This is a genomic window from Chryseobacterium sp. HNCC26DJ240 (assembly GCF_057180485.1).
Genome location: NZ_JBXUGK010000005.1, coordinates 118,690 through 138,155 on the forward strand (window position 1 = coordinate 118,690; position 19,466 = coordinate 138,155).

Sequence of the window (19,466 nt, forward strand, 5' to 3'; positions counted from 1 at the left end):
TTAAGGGGCTTGTATTTTAGCTAAAATCCTGTTCACAATTTCCTCGGAAGTGATTTCTTCAGCTTCAGCTTCAAAAGTCAGTCCTATTCTGTGTCTTAAGACATCCTGAGCCAAAGCTTTTACGTCTTCAGGAATCACAAATGCTCTTCCTTTTAAAAATGCATACGCTCTTGATGCAATAGCCAGATTAATTGACGCTCTTGGAGAGGCTCCGAAACTGATGTAATTTTTAAGTTCCGAAAGTCCGTATCTTTCTGGGAAACGGGTTGCGAAAACCATATCCAAAATATATTTTTCAATTTTTTCGTCAAGATATATTTTATTGACAATTTCTTTTGCATCAACAATATTTTGCAGAGAAATCACCTGTTTCACTTCCTGAGACTGTGAAGTTGAAACCATTCTCATCACCGCTCTTTCGTCCTCAAATTCAGGATAACCGATGGTGCATTTCAGCATAAAACGGTCACTTTGAGCTTCAGGCAAGAGATAAGTTCCTTCTTGGTCGATTGGATTTTGAGTAGCTAAAACCAAAAATGGTTTAGGCAATTTCATCGTTTCATCGCCTATGGTTACCTGTTTTTCCTGCATTACTTCCAGCAAAGCCGATTGTACTTTTGCCGGAGCACGGTTGATCTCATCTGCAAGCACGAAATTGGCAAAAACAGGACCTCTTTTGATGGAAAAATCATTTTCTTTTACATTGTAAATCATCGTACCTACAACATCTGCAGGCAAAAGATCCGGAGTAAACTGAATTCTTGAAAACTGCCCGTGAACAGCGTCTGCCAGCGTTTTTATTGCCAAAGTTTTCGCCAGACCGGGAACACCTTCGAGCAAAACGTGACCGTTACCTAAAAGTCCTACCAAAAGGCGGTCAATCATATATTGCTGACCGATGATTACTTTATTGATCTCCTGTCTCAGAAGTGTGAAAAAATAATTCTGTTCCTTAACCTTTTCTGTAAGCTGACGGATGTCTTCTGCTTGAAATGTATCTGACATAAGTTTATTAAATAATTGGTAAATTTCTGATAAATACTTGCATTTGCCAACACAACAAATGCCATTATTGAGTTAAAGTTTGTTAAATCTAAAATATTTTTAGTATTAAAAAAGTTTAAACTCAGGCTTAAAATTGTAGCATCCACTTTATTAAACTATTTTTGGAGATTAAAAATTCTGTACGATGAATTATCATTTTCAGGCACACAGACAGGTGAGAAAAAACCTTCTACATATCCTGCAGGAAACTTCCCACGAAGACCTTCTGCTGATTCCGGATGGTTTCAACAATAATCTTTACTGGAATATTGCCCACACTGTCGCAACCCAGCAGCTTCTGCACTATTACCTGAGCGGAAATCCGTTCAGAATAGACAAGTACTGGGTAGAAACCTATAAAAAAGGTACACTTCCCAATCTTAACGTGCAAAAGTCTGAAGTTGAAGATCTTGAATTTCTTCTTACAGAAACTTCGAAAATTTTAATGAAGGATTTTGATGCAGATTTATTTGCTGATTATACTCCATACACTACAAGTTTTGGTATGGATTTGAAAAGCATTCAGGACGCCATTATCTTCAACAATATGCACGAATCACTGCACTACGGCTACGCTTTGGCGCAGAAGAGGGCGATTTTGGGGGAAAAGGATTAAATGGTTTTGGGTTTAAGGTTTAAAATTTAAGGTTATGGCAACGGTTAATAGATTTGAAGATTTAGACATTTGGAAATTATCAAGAATCTTATGCAATGATATTTTTGAGGTTATTGAAACTACAAACCTCAAAAGCAGCTTTAGACTTAGCAATCAGATTGACGGATCTTCCGGTTCTATAATGGATAATATTGCTGAAGGATTTGAAAGAAACGGCACGAAAGAATTTATAAATTTTCTTTCTATTGCAAAAGCATCATGTGGTGAAACGAGATCACAACTTTATAGAGTTTTAGACCGTAAATTTATTAATGAAGAGAGATTCGAAAATTTAAAAGAACAAACAGAATTATTGAGCAGAAAAATTGGCTCATTTATAAATTATTTAAAAAATACAGAACTGAAAGGAACAAAGTTTAAGTAGAAAGCAAAACCTTAAACATTGAACCCTAAACATTGAACTATATCAAATGAACGACGATTTTATATTCGGGTTGCGTCCCGTACTGGAAGCTATAGAAGCTGGAAAAACAATAGACAAGATATTTGTACAAAATGCTTTGCAGGGAGAAATTTATGCAGAACTGAAGGCAGCTCTGGCAAAAAATAAAATCCGTCCCAACTATGTTCCGGTAGAAAAACTGAACCGTTTCACGAGAAAAAATCATCAGGGAGTGGTGGCATTCATTTCAGATGTCCCTTTCCATAAAATTGAAAATATAATTCCTGAACTTTTTGAAGAAGGAAAAACACCATTCATTTTAATCCTTGACCGATTAACCGATGTAAGAAACTTCGGAGCGATTTGCAGAACCGCCGAATGTGTTGGAATTGATGCAATCGTAATCCCTGAAAAAGGCGGTGCACCGGTAAATTCTGATGCCATCAAAACTTCGGCTGGAGCATTATACAATATTAAAATCTGTAAAGAAAATAATCTTGCTCATGTGGTTGATTTCCTTCAGCAAAGCGGAGTTTCTGTATTTGCCGCCTCTGAGAAAGCTCAGAAATTAATCTATGATGTAGATTTCACAGAACCATGCGCCATCGTCATGGGTAATGAGGAAACCGGAATTTCAAAAGAAGTTCTTCATCATTCAGATGAAAAAATAAAACTTCCGATTGTAGGAAAAACCCAATCTTTAAATGTTTCTGTAGCCTGTGGAGCAATTATGTACGAGGCTTTAAGACAGAAAACTATTAAAACATCACTTTAATTTTAAATACAATTCATGAAATCGCCTTTATTATAAAAAAAACTATAACGACACGGCGAATTCATCAAAACAATAAATATCTATAAATGAAAAATATAGCAGCATTTGCATTACTGTCCATCGCTTTGGTATCGTGCAAAAAAGAAACCGCAACCATCACCAAAGTAGATCCTAAAACAGGAAAAACAATCACGGTGGAAGTGCCTGCAGATTCTATAAAAAAGGTGGAAGCCAACCCTGCAATCAAAGATTCACTGGGAGTTTTCAGACAGACTTTTAAGCTAAAAAAAGGTGAAACCTATCCGTTGACAACGTATCAGCGAGATGTAAGAACGATGACGGATCCTTCAGGAAAAACAATCTCAGGAACAAGCGATTCTACCGATGAGATGAATTTTACTGTAAATGATATTAAAGGTAAAGTTTACGATATCACCATCAATTTAATCTCAAAAAGAAGCTCACAAAATTCTCAGGGAAAAACAATTGCTGTCGATACAAAGGAGGCCGCTCCGAAAGAAGATCAGTTAAAAATGGTTTGGAATATCAATAAAGCTTTGGTAGGAAACAAACTTCAGATGAAAATGGATGACCATGGAAATGTAATTTCTATCAATGGTTTTGAGCCTATTTACAAAAAAATCGCTGACGTTGTCGCTAAAATCGTAAAAGATAAAACTCAGGAGCAAGGTGTTGTTGAAAGTTTAAAACAAACCTTCAACGAGAAAGTTTTAAAAGAACAGTTCGAAAAAAACCTTTCTGTAATGCCTAAAAAAGGTGTGAAAATTGGTGAAAAATGGACTTTAAGCGAAAGTGCAGACGAAGCGGGAAAAGTAAAGGTAACATCAAACTACCAACTCAAAAGCGTAGGAAACGGTATTGCTGAAATCTCCGTTACAGGTGGAATTCCGAAGAAAACTGACAAGCAAAAACAAGATGAAATGACGCACAGCCTGACCAGCGAACTTTCGCAGGATGGCGTTATTAAATTTGACCAAAATACCGGCTGGATCACACACCAAAATATCAGTGTGAAAACTACTCAGGTAGAAACTATTGCCAATGCAAAAGAATCTCAATCGATGAAGAGCGTTTCCAATTCTACGGTGATGGTTAATCCGTCTGCGAAGTAATATCAAAACTTTTAAAACTATAGTAACATGAAAAAAAATTTATTAATCTTAGGAATTCTTGCTTCTCAGTTTATTTTTGCTCAAATTAAATTTGAAAAAGGATATTATATAGACAAAAATGGCAGCAGAACTGAAGTTTTGATTAAAAACTACGATTGGAAAAATAATCCTTCACAAATTGAAATAAAAGGATTTGAAAATTCTAATATTTCATTGCTGAAGACGTCTGAAATAAGTGAATTTGAGGTAGGAGGTGTAAAATATGTTTCCGCTTTAGTTGGTATTGACCGTTCATCAAAAAATGCTAATTTTCTTTCCACTGATAGTGGCTTTAATCTTCAGCAGGAAAATCTTCTGCTGAAGATTTTAGTAGAAGGACCTGTAAATTTGTACAGATTTACAGACGGAACTACAACTCGCTTTTTTATTAAAAATCAGAATGATGATAAAATTAAGCAGCTTCTGTATAAAGAGTATAGTCCTGATGGCAGACAAATAGAGAAAAACGAGGAATATAAAAAACAATTAAAAGAAACCTTTGCCGCAGATGGGAATGATTATTCTTCACAGATTGACAACCTTTCTTACAGAGAAAGCAGTCTTGTTAAATTTTTCGCAGCAAATCAGGGAACACAGTTAAAATCAGAGCAAACGCAAGCAAACAAATTTCATTTATACATAAAACCAGGGATAGGCTTTTCTAAATATGAAATTGTTCCTGTTAATTCGAGTAATATTCAAGGAACTCAAACAAGCAGTATCATGCCTAGAATAGGAGCAGAATTTGAATATGTATTTAATTTTAACAGAGGAAAATGGGCAGTAATTTTTGAACCAAGTTTTCAAACAGTAGAACATCAAATTAATGATTTCAACCGCAGAAATTTTGAAATTAATTTTTCATCTATCCAGATTCCCGTAGGTATAAAGCATTATATGTTTATCAATCAAAATTCGAAGATACATCTTTCAGCTTCCCTATTCCCAAATATTGTATTGAACAATGATCAAAAACTTTCATCCGGAAATATATATCAAACATTTGCAGCAGGCTACAGTTACAAAAAATTCGGTGCAGAAATAAGATATGGCGCAACTCCGTTTTTTTCTTCAGACGTATATGCACAATATACCAAAGTATTCTTTGAAGGAATAAATTTATCATTAGCCTATCAAATATTCTAAACAAAATAATTAGATATGTCTTTTATAAAAACTCTTTTAAGTATAGTTCTCACTACGATTATCATTTTTTTCGTCTGGAATATTCTGAAAAGAATTTTCTTCAACAAATTTTACAAATACACTGGCTTCAGACCTCAGGAAAGAACACCGAAAGAGAAATCTAAAAACTCAAAGACAAACATTGAGAAAAAAGTAAAATGGGACGCAGAAACGGTAGATTTTGAGGAGGTAAAAGAAAATAAAAAATAATCATTTCAGACAAATTAAAAGTTAACAACCATCAACATGGCAAAAAATAAAAACTTAGTTTACATTGCAATTTCAATCGTTGCATTCTTGGTTTTAGCATTTTTATATTCAACGCCGGTACTTACCGGAAAGCAGCTTTTTCAGCATGATATCGTGCAGTATCGGGGCGGCGCAAAAGAACTTATCGATTACAGAGACAGCTTCGATAAAGAAACGTACTGGAGCGATTCTATGTTTGGCGGAATGCCTACTTACCAAATGGGAAGCCGCTTTGAAGGTGATATCATCAAAAAAGTAGACAGCTATTTGAATATTTTGCCACGTCCGGTTAACTACATGTTTCTTCTTTTCGCAGGATTTTTCCTTTTAGGAATGGTTGCCGTCAGAAACTGGAAATATGCGTTGTTAGGTGCAACATTTTTTGGACTCTCGACTTACTTTTACATAATCATTGCCGCGGGACACAACGGAAAAGTGAATACCATTGAGTATTTCGCACCATTATTAGCCGGAATTCTATTGGTTTACATCCGCAAAAAATACATTCTTGGTTTTATCGTCACTACCCTTTTCTTCGGATTGCAGGTTGCGGCAAACCACCCTCAGATGACCTACTATCTGTTTTTAGGACTCGGATTTTTATTTGTTTCTGAATTGATAAGAGCTTTGATGAAAATAGTGCCAATGAAGCACTTCCTAATCTCATCGGGAATTATTGCCGGAGCATTAGCCATAGGAGTTGGGATGAATTCCCAGCGAATCATGGCAAACTCAGAATACATTAAAGAAACAGTAAGAGGAAAACAGATTTTAAATACAGAAAATCATGCCGCCGGAAACAACGGAATGGATAAACCCAGCATTCTTAACTGGAGTTACGGAAAACTGGAAACATTAAATCTTTTCATCCCAAGATTGATGGGTGGAGGAAGTCAACAGGAATTTTCAGATTCTTATCCTAACAAATTAAGAGAGTCACTGGCAACTCAAACCAATGACGAAAATCAAATTGAAGAGGGCGTTCAAAGTATTGTACAGCAAACGACACCTTACTGGGGCGATCAGCCGGGAACTTCAGGGCCAGCATATCAGGGAGGTGTAGTTTGTTTTCTTGCCATTTTAGGATTCTTTTTTGCACCAAAAAAATACCGTTACTGGATTTTGGGAGCAACGATTTTAACGGTTCTTTTGGCTTGGGGAAGCAACTTTATGCCGCTGTCGGATTTCTTTATCGATTACATTCCGTTTTACAGCAAATTCAGAGCGCCGTCGTCAATTTTGGTCGTCGTAGAATTGCTTTTCCCTCTCATTGCGATTATTGGTTTATATAAGTTTTTCACAGATTCAAAATTAACTGAAGAGTACAAAAAGAAAATACTGCTTTATGTAAGTGGCGGAACTTTAGGTTTAACTTTAATTTTACTTCTTTTCGGAAAATCTTTACTTGGATTCACCAACGATTCTGAAAAAGAAATTCCAGGTTTTATTTTGGATGTAATCATTGAAGACAGAGTAAAATTATTCAGAATTGATGCTTTCAAAGCCTTAATTTATGTTGGAATCACTGCAGCTGTATTATTTTTAGGTTTGAAGCAGAAACTCAATCAGAACATCGCTCTATTAATCATCGGAGCAGTAAGTTTGTTTGATTTATGGAGTGTTAACAAAAATTATCTCAATGATAAAAACTATGTAGATGAAATCTTCGCTGAAAACCCATTCCAGACAGAAGGTACAGATTATTTACAGGAAAAAGTAGGCGACAACCCTAATTTACAGTCTATTTTAGCAAGCATTCCGGTCAACAAAACGTTGGAAACTATAGCTCAAAAAGATACTAAACACTACAGAGTTTATAATCAGGTTTTGGGTGTGACGGGAGAAACGAATACCTCTTATTTCAGACCGTCCATCGGTGGTTACCACGCAGTAAGGCTCAGAAGATATGATGATTTAATGAATGCATACATCACACAGCCTGACAGCGTAAAAACACCGAAAATTCTCAATTTACTCAACACAAAGTATATGATTTTCGGAAAACCTTCAGAACCGCAGGTTGTTCCAAATCCTAATGCCAACGGAAATGCGTGGTTTGTAAGCGATGTAAAATTCGCCAATAATCCAAACGAAGAAATCGCTTTGGTGGGTGAAATTGACAATAAAAAAACTGCAGTAATCAACGTTGAAGACAAAAAATATTTTGACGGAAAAAATCTTCAGGCAGATTCTTCAGCGACTATTAATTTAACCAAATATGAGCCGAATGAGCTGGAATTTAAATCGAATTCAAAAACGCCTCAATTAGCTGTTTTCTCAGAAGTTTACTATCCTCACGGCTGGAAACTTTCAGTAGATGGGAAAGAGGTTGATTACGTGAAAGCAGATTATTTACTGCGTGCTGTTCACATTCCTGCCGGAAATCACAATATTAAAATGGTATTTGAACCGCAAGTGATTGAAACAGGAAAATGGATTTCGTTGATTTGTTTCGGAATATTTATTTTATTGACCGCATTTGGAATTTTCTGGTTGAATAAAAATAAGAAACAGAACGTTTTAACTGAAGAAAAAATCTAAATAAGAGCAAGGCTTAAAAGTCAATATTCTTAACTTCTTAAATTAAAATCTTAATGGTAAAATTTAATCATAAAGGTTTAAATTAAGAAGTTAAGTTTTTTAAGAAGTAGACTTAAACTTTCAAGTTTATGAAAGACAAAAAAATTCTAATCATTACTTATTACTGGCCACCTGCAGGAGGACCGGGAGTTCAAAGATGGCTGAAATTTGCAAAATATCTCCCTGAATTTGGCTGGAAACCCATTATTTACACTCCTGAAAACCCTAGCTATCCTTTGCTGGATGAAAGTCTGATGAAAGATGTTCCTGAAGATCTTGAAATCGTAAGAACGAAAATCTGGGAACCTTATCAATTGGCTGAAAAGCTTAATAAAAGCAATAAAAAATTCAAAGCAGGGCAATTTGATGTCGGTAATAACCAAAGCTGGAAATCTAAACTTTCGATTTGGGTAAGAGGAAATTTTTTTATTCCTGATGCCAGAGTTTTTTGGGTAAAACCCTCCACACAGTTTCTGGAGAAATATCTTAAGAAAAATAACATCGAAACTATTGTTACGACTGGCCCGCCTCACTCGATGCATTTGATTGGTTTAAATTTAAAAAAGAAACTTCCAAATTTAAAATGGATTGCCGATTTCCGTGATCCATGGACGGAAATTTCATACTATAAACATTTAAAACTGACCAACAGATCAGACAAAAAACACCGTTTTCTGGAAAGTGAAGTTTTCAAAAATGCCGATATAACCTTAGCAACAAGCTACACCGATGCCGAAAACTTCCGTAAAAACGGAGCCAACGCTTTTTGCATAACCAACGGCTTCGATGAAACAGACTCCCGTCATTGCGAGCAAAGCGAAGCAATCTCTTCAAACCCTCAAACAAAATTTACCCTAAGCTACATCGGCGTTCTCGAGCAACTCAGAAATCCCGAAAACCTTTGGAAAGCACTGGATAATTTAGCTAAAAACAATTCAGATTTTGCAAATAATTTCAGTTTAAAGTTTGTGGGAAGAATTGATGATAAAATTTTAAGTACTATTGAAAATTCAGATTTAAATGATCACATTTTGAATTTAGGCTACCTTTCCCACGACAAAGCAGTCTCAGAAATGTCGAATTCTAATCTTTTACTGATGACCAATTTCCCGAACGATTCTTCAAAAGGCATTATTCCCGGGAAAATCTTTGAATATTTAGCTACTGGAAAACAGATTATTTCTTTCGGTCCGGATCATGCTGATGTTGCCAAAATTTTAGAGGAAACAAAAGCCGGAAAACATTTCAGTTACGACAATTCAAAGGAGATTGAAGATTTTATCATAGAGAAATTTTCAATGTGGAATAACGGAAATCTTTCTGAAAACACAGAAAATATTGAGCAGTTTTCGAGAAGAAATTTAACGAAACAATTATCGGAAATATTATAATTAAATCGTCCACTCATCATTGATGACGGCGACAATATAATATTTCCCTTCAAACTCTTCGAAGACAAAACGAAGTGCATTCCAATCCATTCCGCCATTTTTTTCTGAGCCGGAAATATAATTTTCTGTGAAATTGGTGTTAGGATATAGTTCTTTCAGATTGTTAAGCGAATTGCCCACTCCAAGAAATTTATTGAATGAATATTCTGACTTGGTAAAATCTTTTTTAAAAACCCAATTCTTCATATACTGACCGACTGTCGCTTTGTAAATTTCGCCGGAACCATCTCTCGAACCCCACGTAAAAATGGTTTTTGATGGAAAATATTTCTCAAAATCCGCCTTTGTAAAGTGCTTATCTTCATTTTTATTCACAAATGCATACATTGAAAACCGCACACCTTTCTGAGGGTGGATATAGTTGGCAAAAACATCGTAATAATTTACTTTCAAAGCCTGAAGCAACTCGTCATTGGTCTTTTTCAGCGCAACTTCTGGAGAAAAAGAATCCTGCTCTGTTTCGGTTCTTTCATTGGATCGTTTAAGGTTATCTGTGGAAACTGTTGGGTTTCTGTCCTGCTTTTTATCACAGGCTAAAATTGCTAAGATAGATGCGATTGCAAAGGCTTTTCTCATTGTAAAATTTTCAGGAAAACTTCAAATGCGATGCCAGTTTGCGTTGGAGAGTTGGAGTCCTTCGACGGGCTCAGGATGACATTACCTAAAGTTGGAGGGTTTGAGAGTGGGAGGATTTGAGGGTTTGAGTTATTCTTTACATACATAGAGAATAAGTATTACAGCAATCCTATTTTTCCTTCACTGTGTGCTGTTTTTGCTGGAGGCTTTTTAGTATTTTTGATGTATGGAAATTTTGGATATTCTCATCATAGGAGCCGGGCCGATCGGTTTAAATGTTGCGCTTGAAGCGAAAAAAAACAACCTGAACTATTTGGTTATTGAAAAAGGAACAATTGTCAATTCTCTCTACAACTATCCTTTGTACATGAAGTTTTTTTCGACGGCAGACAAACTTGAAATTGATGAAATACCATTTATTTCTGCTGCTCCAAAGCCAGGAAGACAGGAAGCTTTAGAATATTATCAGGGAATTGCGAGACAGAAAAACATCAACATCAATTTGTATGAAAAAGTATTTAAGGTTTCTAAAAACGACAATGTTTTTGAAGTTAAAACTATCAAATCAACATATTACGCCAAAAATGTTATTATTTCAACAGGATTTTATGACATTCCGAATCTGATGAATATCCCAGGAGAAAATTTAGACAAAGTAAAACATTATTATACCGAACCCTACCCTTTTGCAAGACAGAAAATTGTGGTGGTAGGTTCCAGCAATTCATCTGTAGATGCCGCTTTGGAAACCTACAGAAAAGGTGCTGAAGTGACGATGATCATTCGGAATTCTGAAATATCTCCCAGCGTAAAATATTGGGTAAAACCGGATATTGAAAACAGAATTTCTGAAGGAAGCATCAAAGCTTATTTTAATTCTGAACTGATTGAAATCAAAGAAAATTCTGTCATGTTTAAAGATGAAAACGGAAAGATCAATGAAATTGAAAACGATTTTGTTCTCGCCATGACAGGCTATCTTCCCGATTTTGATTTTCTGAAAAATTCCGGAATTGAGCTACAAGGCGAATGTTTAAATCCTTTTTACAATGCTGAAACGATGGAAACGAATGTTCCCAATTTGTATCTCGCCGGTGTTGTTTGTGGTGGAAAAGATACGCATCTTTGGTTTATAGAAAACTCAAGAATTCATGCTGAGATGATTGTGAAGAATATTCTTTCTAAGTAACGTCATTGCGAACAAATGGAACGGATTGTCATTGCGAGGAGAGAGCTACGAACGACGAAGCAATCTGTTCGGGACAGTTACCCAAGTTCAACAGATTGCTTCGTCGTTCCTCCTCGCAATGACGTTAAAAATCAACTTTCATACCCAATACAAAATTCCGTTTTGCAGCAGGATTGTAATATCGGTTTCCAAAAGCGTTGGTATCGAACCCTAAGACATAATCTTCGTTGTACAAATTCTGAATTTGAAAGTATAAATTCAGTCTTGTTTTGTCAATATCTACAGGAAATCTGAACTGGATATTTCCAATTAAATTAGGTTGTGACCAAACCGTATTGGCATCATTGAAAGGAATTTTTGAAGTGTAAAAATGGGAGTAATCAACTGATAATTTTTTAAAGAAAGTAAAATTGAGTAAGCTATTTATTGTCGTTTTCGGAACGCCTGTTAAGTCATTACCGGAAAAATCATTTCCGTTTTGCTGATAATTTTTAAATTTAAAATCATAAAAACTTCCGGAAAATCTGAATTTGAAATTGGAGAAAAATTCATTTTTTAAATTGAAATTTTTAGATTCCAGTAAAACTTCAAAACCTTTCTGAACAGTTTCCCCTGAATTGACGAAAAATTCCTGTCCGCTCTCATTTTGCCTTCTCACAATCGCATCTTTCATTCTGAAATCGAAATAGCTTCCTTCTACAAAAAGTGCATTTCCAAACTGTTTTCTCAGTCCGATTTCTTTGTTCCAGCCATATTCCGGACTAAGATTCTGATTAAATTCCTGTGTTGACGAACGGATTTCTTCGCTCGTGGGTGCTGAGTTTCCTTTCCCTATTTTTCCTCTTACCAAAAAACCTTTTCCGAGAAGATAAGTTACGCCAAAATTGGGGAGCCATTGGTTTTTAAATTTAATTTCTCCATTCTCAGTTCGTGGAAAAAGCCTCTCCCAATCGTAGGAATTTGAATTTAAACTGATGGAAATATCCGTAAATACTTTATCATTAAAATTCAGTTTTTGTGAGAGAAAGTAAAATCCTGAAGTATTTTTCAGCTGATCAAAATTCTGAGGATTACCCTCAAAACCTCTGTTGTTATCGTAGTTTTTAATTAAAATATCATTGATTCCGCCTTCAAATCCAAAACGGTAAGCCAGAGAAACTTTTTCCCATGTTTTTTCATAATTAAAATGGGTTCTTAAGGCAAAATTCTTCTCAAAACGGTTTTCAAAATTGGTAATAAACGGGTTTTCAAAATCTACATACGAACCCTGAACTAAAATAAAATGAGAGAAATTTTGGTTGAACTGATATTCATTTGAAAGTCCGGCCAAAACCATTTTATTTCTGATGCCTGCATCCTGTTCTGAAGCACCGGGAAGCGTTGCTGTTTTTGGTCTTGCCTGTTTTCTGTTGAGATTCATCTGCTCCAAGGTCAAACCACCAGGTGTTTGATAATCGAGGTCAGAATACATCAGCATTCCTTTTAAAACTCCCTTTTTTGAATATTGAAAATTGTCTTTTACGAAGATTTGCTTCCGCTGAACTTTTGACTGATCCCTATAAGAATCTGTCTGATAATAATTCTGAAAAACTTCCAGAAAATGATTTCCGATTTGCTTAGAAAAATCAAAACTTTGGTTGAAAGTTCCATAACTTCCCGTTGAAATATTCGCTGAAAAGTTATCTGAAGATTTTGTTTTTAAAAGTATCGTTCCGCCAGTCACAGCTCCATAATCACCACTTTCAGGACCTTTGTAAATTTCCATCTTGTCTATTAGTTCGGGAGAAATCACATTGAAATAAGTGTTTCCCGAAGCATCAGATAAAATGAAATCATCCAGATACACTTTCACATTCCGGACTCCGAAAGGCGACCTTAAAGTGCTTCCGCGAAGGGAAATCCTGTAACTTCCCGGCGACCTTTCTTCCATTCTTGCTCCTGCAATTTGGTTGATGGATTCAAGCATTCTTTCCGGCATATTCTGATTCAGCAGATTATCTGAAATGACTGATACCGACTTTGTGGAATTGATGAATGCTGTTGGTTTTTTATAAGCATCTATTTTCACTTCCGAAATGAGATTTGCAGAATCTTTTTTTTGAGAAAATACTATTGATGCAGAAAAAAGAGGGAGAACGAAGTAGAGCTTTTTCATTGCGAATGGATATGCAAAAATTGTACACTTTATCAATGAAAGTTTATGTTGTGATTAAAAAAATCTTTTTGGGTTTTTCAGATAAACCCTGCCAGGGTTTGGAACCCTGGCAGGGTTGAGCGGTTTTGCTGGATTTTGCAGATATTTCTTTTAGAAACCTTCAAGGTTTTGAAAACCTTGAAGGTTTGAAGGAGATGAAAAAGGAATTTTAGAAAAAAAAATGTTTTACGCGTACCCGTCTTTGCGTGAGGGATTTGGCGGGCGGCGACGAAGGAGCCGGTGCGATGTGAGGTACGAACGGAGTACGGGAGCGAAGCGGACCCCAGAGAAGCCCGACCCGAAGTTTTGGCGGTGGAATCAGCGGTGGAAAAACGCAGGGGCACGCCCAAATTTCCAGTTAAATCTTCTCTTTTTGTGCACCAATCATCCACGGAACTACAAAATAAAATGCGATGGCGATTGCTGTTGCTGCGATTCCTGTTCCGATCCACAAGATCGTAAAGCCTAGTTTTTCGGCAATTAAAGTTCCTAAATAAGGAGTTACGATGAATGCGATTGAAAACGAAATCCCGTTCAAACCCATGTAAGCACCTTTGTTGTTTTTTCCTGAACGTAAGGCTGTAATCGTCGACATAAAAGGCAATGCCCAAATCTCTCCTACCGACAGTAAAGTCATCGATAGTACCAAAGTTAAAATGCTGTAATCAAATCCAAGCATAGCGTATGACAATCCGCAAATAAAGGTTCCGAGGAACATGGTTCGGGCTAAATTTAAATATTTTTCTGCGACCTGAACCAAACCCATTTCGAGCAAAACCACGATAAATCCGCTGTAACCTAAAAGATAACCGATATTTTGCTGACTGAGATGCGCTGTATCTTTGTAAAAAATGGTCAATGTGCTGAACAATTGGAAGAAGCAGATTGCAAAGAGCATACACAGACCACAATAAATCAAGAATTTACCGTCGCGGTAAGGGGAATTTTCTTTTTTTATTTCTACTGCTTCTGTTACTTTTCTTGCTTTTAATTGGGCTAATTTGTTCCGTTTTCTGAAGAAGATAATGTATAAAATTCCGGCTGACAAAGCCGCCAATGCATTGGAATAAAATAGAAATTCATAAGAAATCGCAGACAAAATTCCACCCAAGGCTGGACCGATGGAAAAGCCAAGATTGACTGCCATTCGGTTTAATGAAAATGCTCTTGTAATGTTTTCCGGTTTTGCATATTTTGTAATCGCCACCGAGTTTGCAGGACGAAATGCATCGCTCACAATACTTTGCAAAAGAATAATTGCTGCCACCCCGACTTCGGTTTTAAAAAGGGGAATTAAACAAAACAACGGAACGCTCAGCAATAAACTGAGGTACTGCACTTTGTACTCTCCTATTCTATCGGTAATAAAACCTCCAAGCCAAGAACCGATAACCGACCCGATTCCGAAAAAGCTCAAAACAATTCCTGTATTTTCTATACTGAATTTCAAATGAGCAGTCATGTAAACGCCCAAAAACGGGAGCACCATCGAACCCGCACGGTTGATGAGCATAACCAATGCAAGCATCCAGCTTTCCTGTGAAAGCCCTTTGAATGAGTTGGTGTATAGATGTATGAGTTTCATGATGATTGATGATTGATGATTGATGATTGGTGTTTGATAGGATTTCATCCTATCCTTTGTTAAATCGTCCCTTTGGGACTGATTTTATTTAAGTAAATTCTCTTTTTATGGATAAACACAATAAATATTCGTGAATACGTGCCGATAATTTTTAAAGGTGCCAAAAACAAAAACAGGACTTAAAAAATTAAGCCCTGTTTCATTTATAATGATATAAATAAGTTTTTACTCCGGCTTGTAAGAGTCTTTTAAGGTCACTGTTCTGTTGAACACAAATTTTGAATCTGTGGAATCTTTATCTTTTGTGAAATAGCCAATTCTCTGGAATTGAAGAGGTTCTTCAACTGCCACGTCCTTTAAGCCAGGCTCACCAAATCCTTGAATAATATTGACAGATTCTGGATTGATAAAGTTCAGGAAATCCACATCTTTCTCAGCATCAGGCTGTTCTACAGTGAATAATTTCTCATAATTTCTTATTTCCACAGGAATGGCATGTTTCGCAGAAACCCAGTGAATCGTCCCTTTTACTTTTCTTAAACTTTCTTCAGTTCCGCTTCCTGACTTAGATTTCTCGTCATAAGATGCGTAAATCGTTGTGATTTCTCCATTTTCATCCTTCTCTACTCTTTCACCTTTAATGATGTAAGCAGATTTTAAACGGACTTCACCTCCTAATCTCAATCTAAAGAACTTGTTACCAGCTTCTTCCTTGAAATCTTCACGCTCAATATATAATTCTCTTGAGAACGGAATTTTTCTCGTTCCTGCATCTTCCTGCTCATTATTATTTTCCGTGGTTAGCCATTCTTCATGTCCTTCCGGATAATTTTCAATGACCAATTTGATAGGATCTACAACCGCCATTACACGTTTTGCTACCTTGTTCAAATCTTCACGAACACAGAAATCCAATAACTGAATTTCGATTAAATTTTCTCTTTTGGCAACGCCTACTTTATCAATAAAATTTCTGATAGCGTTAGCTGTAAAGCCTTTTCTACGCATACCGGAAATTGTAGGCATTCTCGGATCATCCCAACCATTTACTACGTTTTCAGCAATAAGCCTTTGTAATTTCCTCTTGGAAGTAATCATGTAAGAAACGTTCATTCTCGCAAATTCTCTCTGCTTGTTTTTCACCTTTCCTTCTTCATAAACCTGATCTAAATACCAGTTGTAAAGCGGTCTGTGGTTTTCAAACTCTAAAGAGCAAAGTGAGTGCGAAATTTGTTCAATATAATCGGATTCACCATGCGCCCAGTCGTACATGGGATAGATTTTCCAAGCTATACCAGTTCTGTGGTGAGGTTTATTTAAAATTCTGTACATCACAGGGTCACGCATATTCATATTTGGCGAAACCATGTCGATTTTTGCACGAAGAGACATTGAACCACTTTCGAATTCACCGTTTTTCATCTTTTCGAATAAGTCTAAAGATTCTTCGACTGGACGGTTTCTGTATGGAGACTCAACTCCCGGTTCTGTAGGGTTTTTTCTTTGCTCAGTAATCACTTCAGATGGTTGCTCATCTACGTAAGCTTTTCCCTCTTTAATTAACTGAACTGCCCAATCATAAAGCTGCTGGAAGTAATCGGAAGCATACAATTCTTTATCCCATTTGAAACCTAACCATTCAACATCTTTTTTGATAGAATCTACAAATTCCTGCTCTTCTTTTTCAGGGTTTGTATCGTCGAAACGAAGGTTTACGGGAGCATTGTATTTTTCACCCAAACCGAAGTTGATGCAGATGGCTTTTGTGTGACCTACATGCAGATAACCGTTTGGTTCAGGTGGAAAACGGAAACGGATTTCTTCTCTTTTGAGACCGTTTGCCAAATCATCTTCTATAATTTGCTCAATAAAATTGAGTGATTTTTTTTCTTCTTCCATTAAAATTCGCTTTAAAATGTCGATTGTGACGACAATTTGCAAATTTAGGAAAATTTAAGGTCTTAAAAAAAGATAATTTGTTGATGAATTAATATGAAATTAAAAATAAATAACGGAACTTTAATGTGGAAAAAAGCTATCCAAAAACTTTTAAATAAAATCTTATTTTCAGAAGATTAAAGTTGTACTGTACTGTTGATTATCAAATTCAGATTTGATAACCAGATATTTAAAAATTTAATGTCAAAGAATTGAACCTTTTCAAAACTTTGACAAATGCTAAAATCAACATCATCTTATAAAGAATATTTGAACATGAATATTTTTTAATCTTGATTTCGGCATATATTTTGTTAACTTTGTCATCCCCCAACACTACCAAAATGAAAACTATGAAGAGAAAGTTTACCACCTTTTTAAATTACCTTAAAAGAGCAATTTTTGCTGAAGATGTAGTTTAAAAACCTTGATTTACTTTAAACCAAAATAAAGCTTATCTCTTTCCAGATTGAGATGACTTTCAAAATTATTTGTAAATAATCCTCCCGTACCCAAACCTTGAGGCATACTGTTATTTTTTGTAAATGTATATTGTGCAATAGCATTTAATCCTATATTGCTTTCCAAAGCGGAAGTAATCCACCAGCCTATTTTTTGCTCTTCAGCCAGAGAAATCCATTCGTCACAACCTAAAAAACCTCCTAACAATGCGGGTTTAAGAATAATATATTGAGGTTTTATTTTTTCTAACAGCTTTTGTTTTTTATTAAAATCAATGATACCAATCAGTTCTTCATCCAAGGCAATCGGTGTAGGAGTTTCGGTACACAGTTCTGCCATATCATTCCAGTTTCCAGCTTTTATAGGCTGCTCAATTGAATGAATATCTAAATCTGCTAACTGCTGCAAAACTATTTTTGCCTCATCTTTTGTGAAACCTCCATTGGCATCAACCCGAATCTCAAGCTGTTGTCTTGAAAATTTCTGTCTTAGTTTCTGAATAATTTCGTGCTCAGATATCCAGTTGACTCCGATTTTTAGTTTTATACAGTGAAAGCCCTGATTAAGTTTTTCCTGAATCTGTTCTTGCATGAAATCGATATCACCCATCCAAATCAAACCATTGATGATGATTGGAATTCTACCGTCCGTAAATTCACTTGGAAAATAAAGATTCCCGCCATTTTTTAAATTTAAAACAGCTTGTTCATATCCAAACCATATTGATGGAAATTCTTTTAATTCTTCTTTTAAAAACAGAGAATCCTGATTGATGTTTTCGCACAGCCACCGAAGCTTTTCTTCATAATCTGGTTTATCATCATAACTTAAGCCCCTGAAAATAGCGCATTCTCCTACTCCTTTTTTATCATCCTGAAAAACTTCAAGAATAAAAGTCTCTTTTTCAAGCAAAACGCCTCGAGAGGTTCCTCCCGGGCGTTTAAATTCTAATAGATATTTAAAATATTCAGCTGTCATCTATTTTACACTGTCAATTCGCATAAATTCTTCTGCCTTTTCAACCATATTGATGCTGCCTGCAAAAAATGGAATTCTCTGGTGTAATTCTGTAGGTTCAACTTCTAAAATTCTTCTGAATCCGTCAGTTGCCTTACCACCGGCTTGCTCAGCCAAAAATGCCATTGGGTTACATTCATACAGTAACCTTAATTTTCCGTTAGGAGCCTGACCGTAAGACGGATAGATATAAATTCCGCCTTTCAGCATATTTCTGTGAAAATCTGCAACCAAAGAACCTATATATCTGGAAGTGTAAGGGCGGTCACCTTCTTCCATCTGGCAATATTTTAAGTAATTTTTCACTCCTTGAGGGAATTTAATATAATTTCCTTCGTTTATTGAATAAATTTTACCTGATTCCGGAAACTTCATGTTTGGATGAGAAAGGTAATAAGTTCCCAAAGAAGGATCCAATGTAAAGCCGTTCACGCCATTTCCAGTAGTGTAAACAATCATTGTTGACGAACCGTAAATCACGTATCCAGCAGCAATCTGATTAATTCCTTTTTGCAAGAAATCTTCCAGCTGAACAGGAGTTCCTGGCTCTGTAACTCGTCTGTAGATAGAAAAAATAGTTCCTACAGAAACGTTGACGTCAATATTTGAAGAACCATCCAAAGGATCTATTAAAACAACATATTTGCTTAAATGACCGTTTTCACCGCATTTAATATCGATAAAATCGTCGTTTTCTTCTGAAGCAATTCCACAAACAACTTCTCTCTGAGAAAGTGCTGTAATGAAAATATCGTTGGCAATAACATCCAGTTTCTGTTGCTCTTCACCCTGAATATTCTGGTTCCCAGCAGCTCCTGTAATATCTACAATCCCTGCTTTATTTACTTCTCTGTTTACTACCTTAGATGCCAGTCTAATAGCACTTAGAAGACGGGAAAATTCACCCGTGGAATACTGAAAATCTTCCTGTTTATCAATTAAAAATTCACCTAGAGTCTGTAGTGACTGATCCGACATTGTAAGTTGTTTT

General features: G+C 35.9%; 16 protein-coding genes. 9 read left to right on the forward strand and 7 right to left on the reverse strand.

Annotation, left to right across the window (positions count from 1 at the left end):
* Positions 1 to 1,005, reverse strand: a complete 1,005-nt coding sequence (locus AC2A1G_RS11180; protein ID WP_484046999.1) for an AAA family ATPase — start codon at positions 1,003 to 1,005, stop codon at positions 1 to 3.
* Between the two features lie 184 nt (positions 1,006 to 1,189).
* Here AC2A1G_RS11180 and AC2A1G_RS11185 point away from each other — a divergent pair, with 184 nt between their 5' ends.
* The 8 genes from AC2A1G_RS11185 to AC2A1G_RS11220 all read left to right on the forward strand — a co-directional run bounded on the left by AC2A1G_RS11185 (position 1,190) and on the right by AC2A1G_RS11220 (position 9,454).
* Complete coding sequence (locus tag AC2A1G_RS11185) at positions 1,190 to 1,660, forward strand: DinB family protein (RefSeq protein WP_484047000.1); 471 nt, start codon at positions 1,190 to 1,192, stop codon at positions 1,658 to 1,660.
* Positions 1,661 to 1,694: 34 nt separating this feature from the next.
* The gene (locus AC2A1G_RS11190) at positions 1,695 to 2,084 is read left to right on the forward strand and encodes a four helix bundle protein (RefSeq protein WP_484047001.1); all 390 of its coding nucleotides are present in this window, start codon (positions 1,695 to 1,697) and stop codon (positions 2,082 to 2,084) included.
* A gap of 46 nt (positions 2,085 to 2,130) precedes the next feature.
* Complete coding sequence (rlmB, locus tag AC2A1G_RS11195; RefSeq protein WP_484047002.1) at positions 2,131 to 2,877, forward strand: 23S rRNA (guanosine(2251)-2'-O)-methyltransferase RlmB; 747 nt, start codon at positions 2,131 to 2,133, stop codon at positions 2,875 to 2,877.
* A gap of 86 nt (positions 2,878 to 2,963) precedes the next feature.
* Positions 2,964 to 4,010: a DUF6263 family protein gene (locus AC2A1G_RS11200; protein WP_484047003.1), complete on the forward strand. Its 1,047-nt coding sequence runs from the start codon at positions 2,964 to 2,966 to the stop codon at positions 4,008 to 4,010.
* Between the two features lie 27 nt (positions 4,011 to 4,037).
* Positions 4,038 to 5,195: a porin family protein gene (locus AC2A1G_RS11205; RefSeq protein ID WP_484047004.1), complete on the forward strand. Its 1,158-nt coding sequence runs from the start codon at positions 4,038 to 4,040 to the stop codon at positions 5,193 to 5,195.
* Between the two features lie 15 nt (positions 5,196 to 5,210).
* A complete protein-coding gene (locus AC2A1G_RS11210; RefSeq protein ID WP_484047005.1) occupies positions 5,211 to 5,444 on the forward strand; it encodes a hypothetical protein in 234 nt (77 codons plus the stop codon).
* 36 nt (positions 5,445 to 5,480) lie between these two features.
* Entirely contained in the window at positions 5,481 to 8,024 is a 2,544-nt protein-coding gene (locus AC2A1G_RS11215) for a YfhO family protein (protein ID WP_484047006.1), read from the forward strand.
* A gap of 128 nt (positions 8,025 to 8,152) precedes the next feature.
* Positions 8,153 to 9,454 (forward strand): glycosyltransferase family protein, encoded by a 1,302-nt coding sequence (locus AC2A1G_RS11220; RefSeq protein ID WP_484047007.1) that lies wholly within the window; start codon positions 8,153 to 8,155, stop codon positions 9,452 to 9,454.
* On the opposite strand, the gene AC2A1G_RS11225 is transcribed toward AC2A1G_RS11220, so the two are convergent.
* Entirely contained in the window at positions 9,455 to 10,090 is a 636-nt protein-coding gene (locus AC2A1G_RS11225; RefSeq protein WP_484047008.1) for a hypothetical protein, read from the reverse strand. It lies immediately after the preceding gene.
* Positions 10,091 to 10,316: 226 nt separating this feature from the next.
* On the opposite strand from AC2A1G_RS11225, the gene AC2A1G_RS11230 reads away from it, so the two are divergent.
* A complete protein-coding gene (locus tag AC2A1G_RS11230; protein ID WP_484047009.1) occupies positions 10,317 to 11,279 on the forward strand; it encodes a YpdA family putative bacillithiol disulfide reductase in 963 nt (320 codons plus the stop codon).
* A gap of 124 nt (positions 11,280 to 11,403) precedes the next feature.
* Here AC2A1G_RS11230 and AC2A1G_RS11235 read toward each other — a convergent pair whose 3' ends face one another.
* From AC2A1G_RS11235 to fbp, 5 genes are all read right to left on the reverse strand, one after another.
* Complete coding sequence (locus AC2A1G_RS11235; RefSeq protein ID WP_484047010.1) at positions 11,404 to 13,434, reverse strand: TonB-dependent receptor; 2,031 nt, start codon at positions 13,432 to 13,434, stop codon at positions 11,404 to 11,406.
* A 397-nt stretch (positions 13,435 to 13,831) separates the two neighbouring features.
* A complete protein-coding gene (locus AC2A1G_RS11240) occupies positions 13,832 to 15,058 on the reverse strand; it encodes an MFS transporter (protein WP_484047246.1) in 1,227 nt (408 codons plus the stop codon).
* A 225-nt stretch (positions 15,059 to 15,283) separates the two neighbouring features.
* The gene (locus AC2A1G_RS11245; RefSeq protein ID WP_484047011.1) at positions 15,284 to 16,957 is read right to left on the reverse strand and encodes a glutamine--tRNA ligase/YqeY domain fusion protein; all 1,674 of its coding nucleotides are present in this window, start codon (positions 16,955 to 16,957) and stop codon (positions 15,284 to 15,286) included.
* Between the two features lie 471 nt (positions 16,958 to 17,428).
* On the reverse strand, positions 17,429 to 18,436 hold the full coding sequence (locus tag AC2A1G_RS11250; protein ID WP_484047012.1) for an o-succinylbenzoate synthase: 1,008 nt from the start codon (positions 18,434 to 18,436) through the stop codon (positions 17,429 to 17,431).
* Positions 18,437 to 19,453 carry a class 1 fructose-bisphosphatase gene (fbp, locus tag AC2A1G_RS11255; protein WP_484047013.1) on the reverse strand — a complete coding sequence of 339 codons (1,017 nt, stop codon included), beginning with the start codon at positions 19,451 to 19,453 and terminating at the stop codon, positions 18,437 to 18,439.
* Positions 19,454 to 19,466 lie beyond the last annotated feature (13 nt).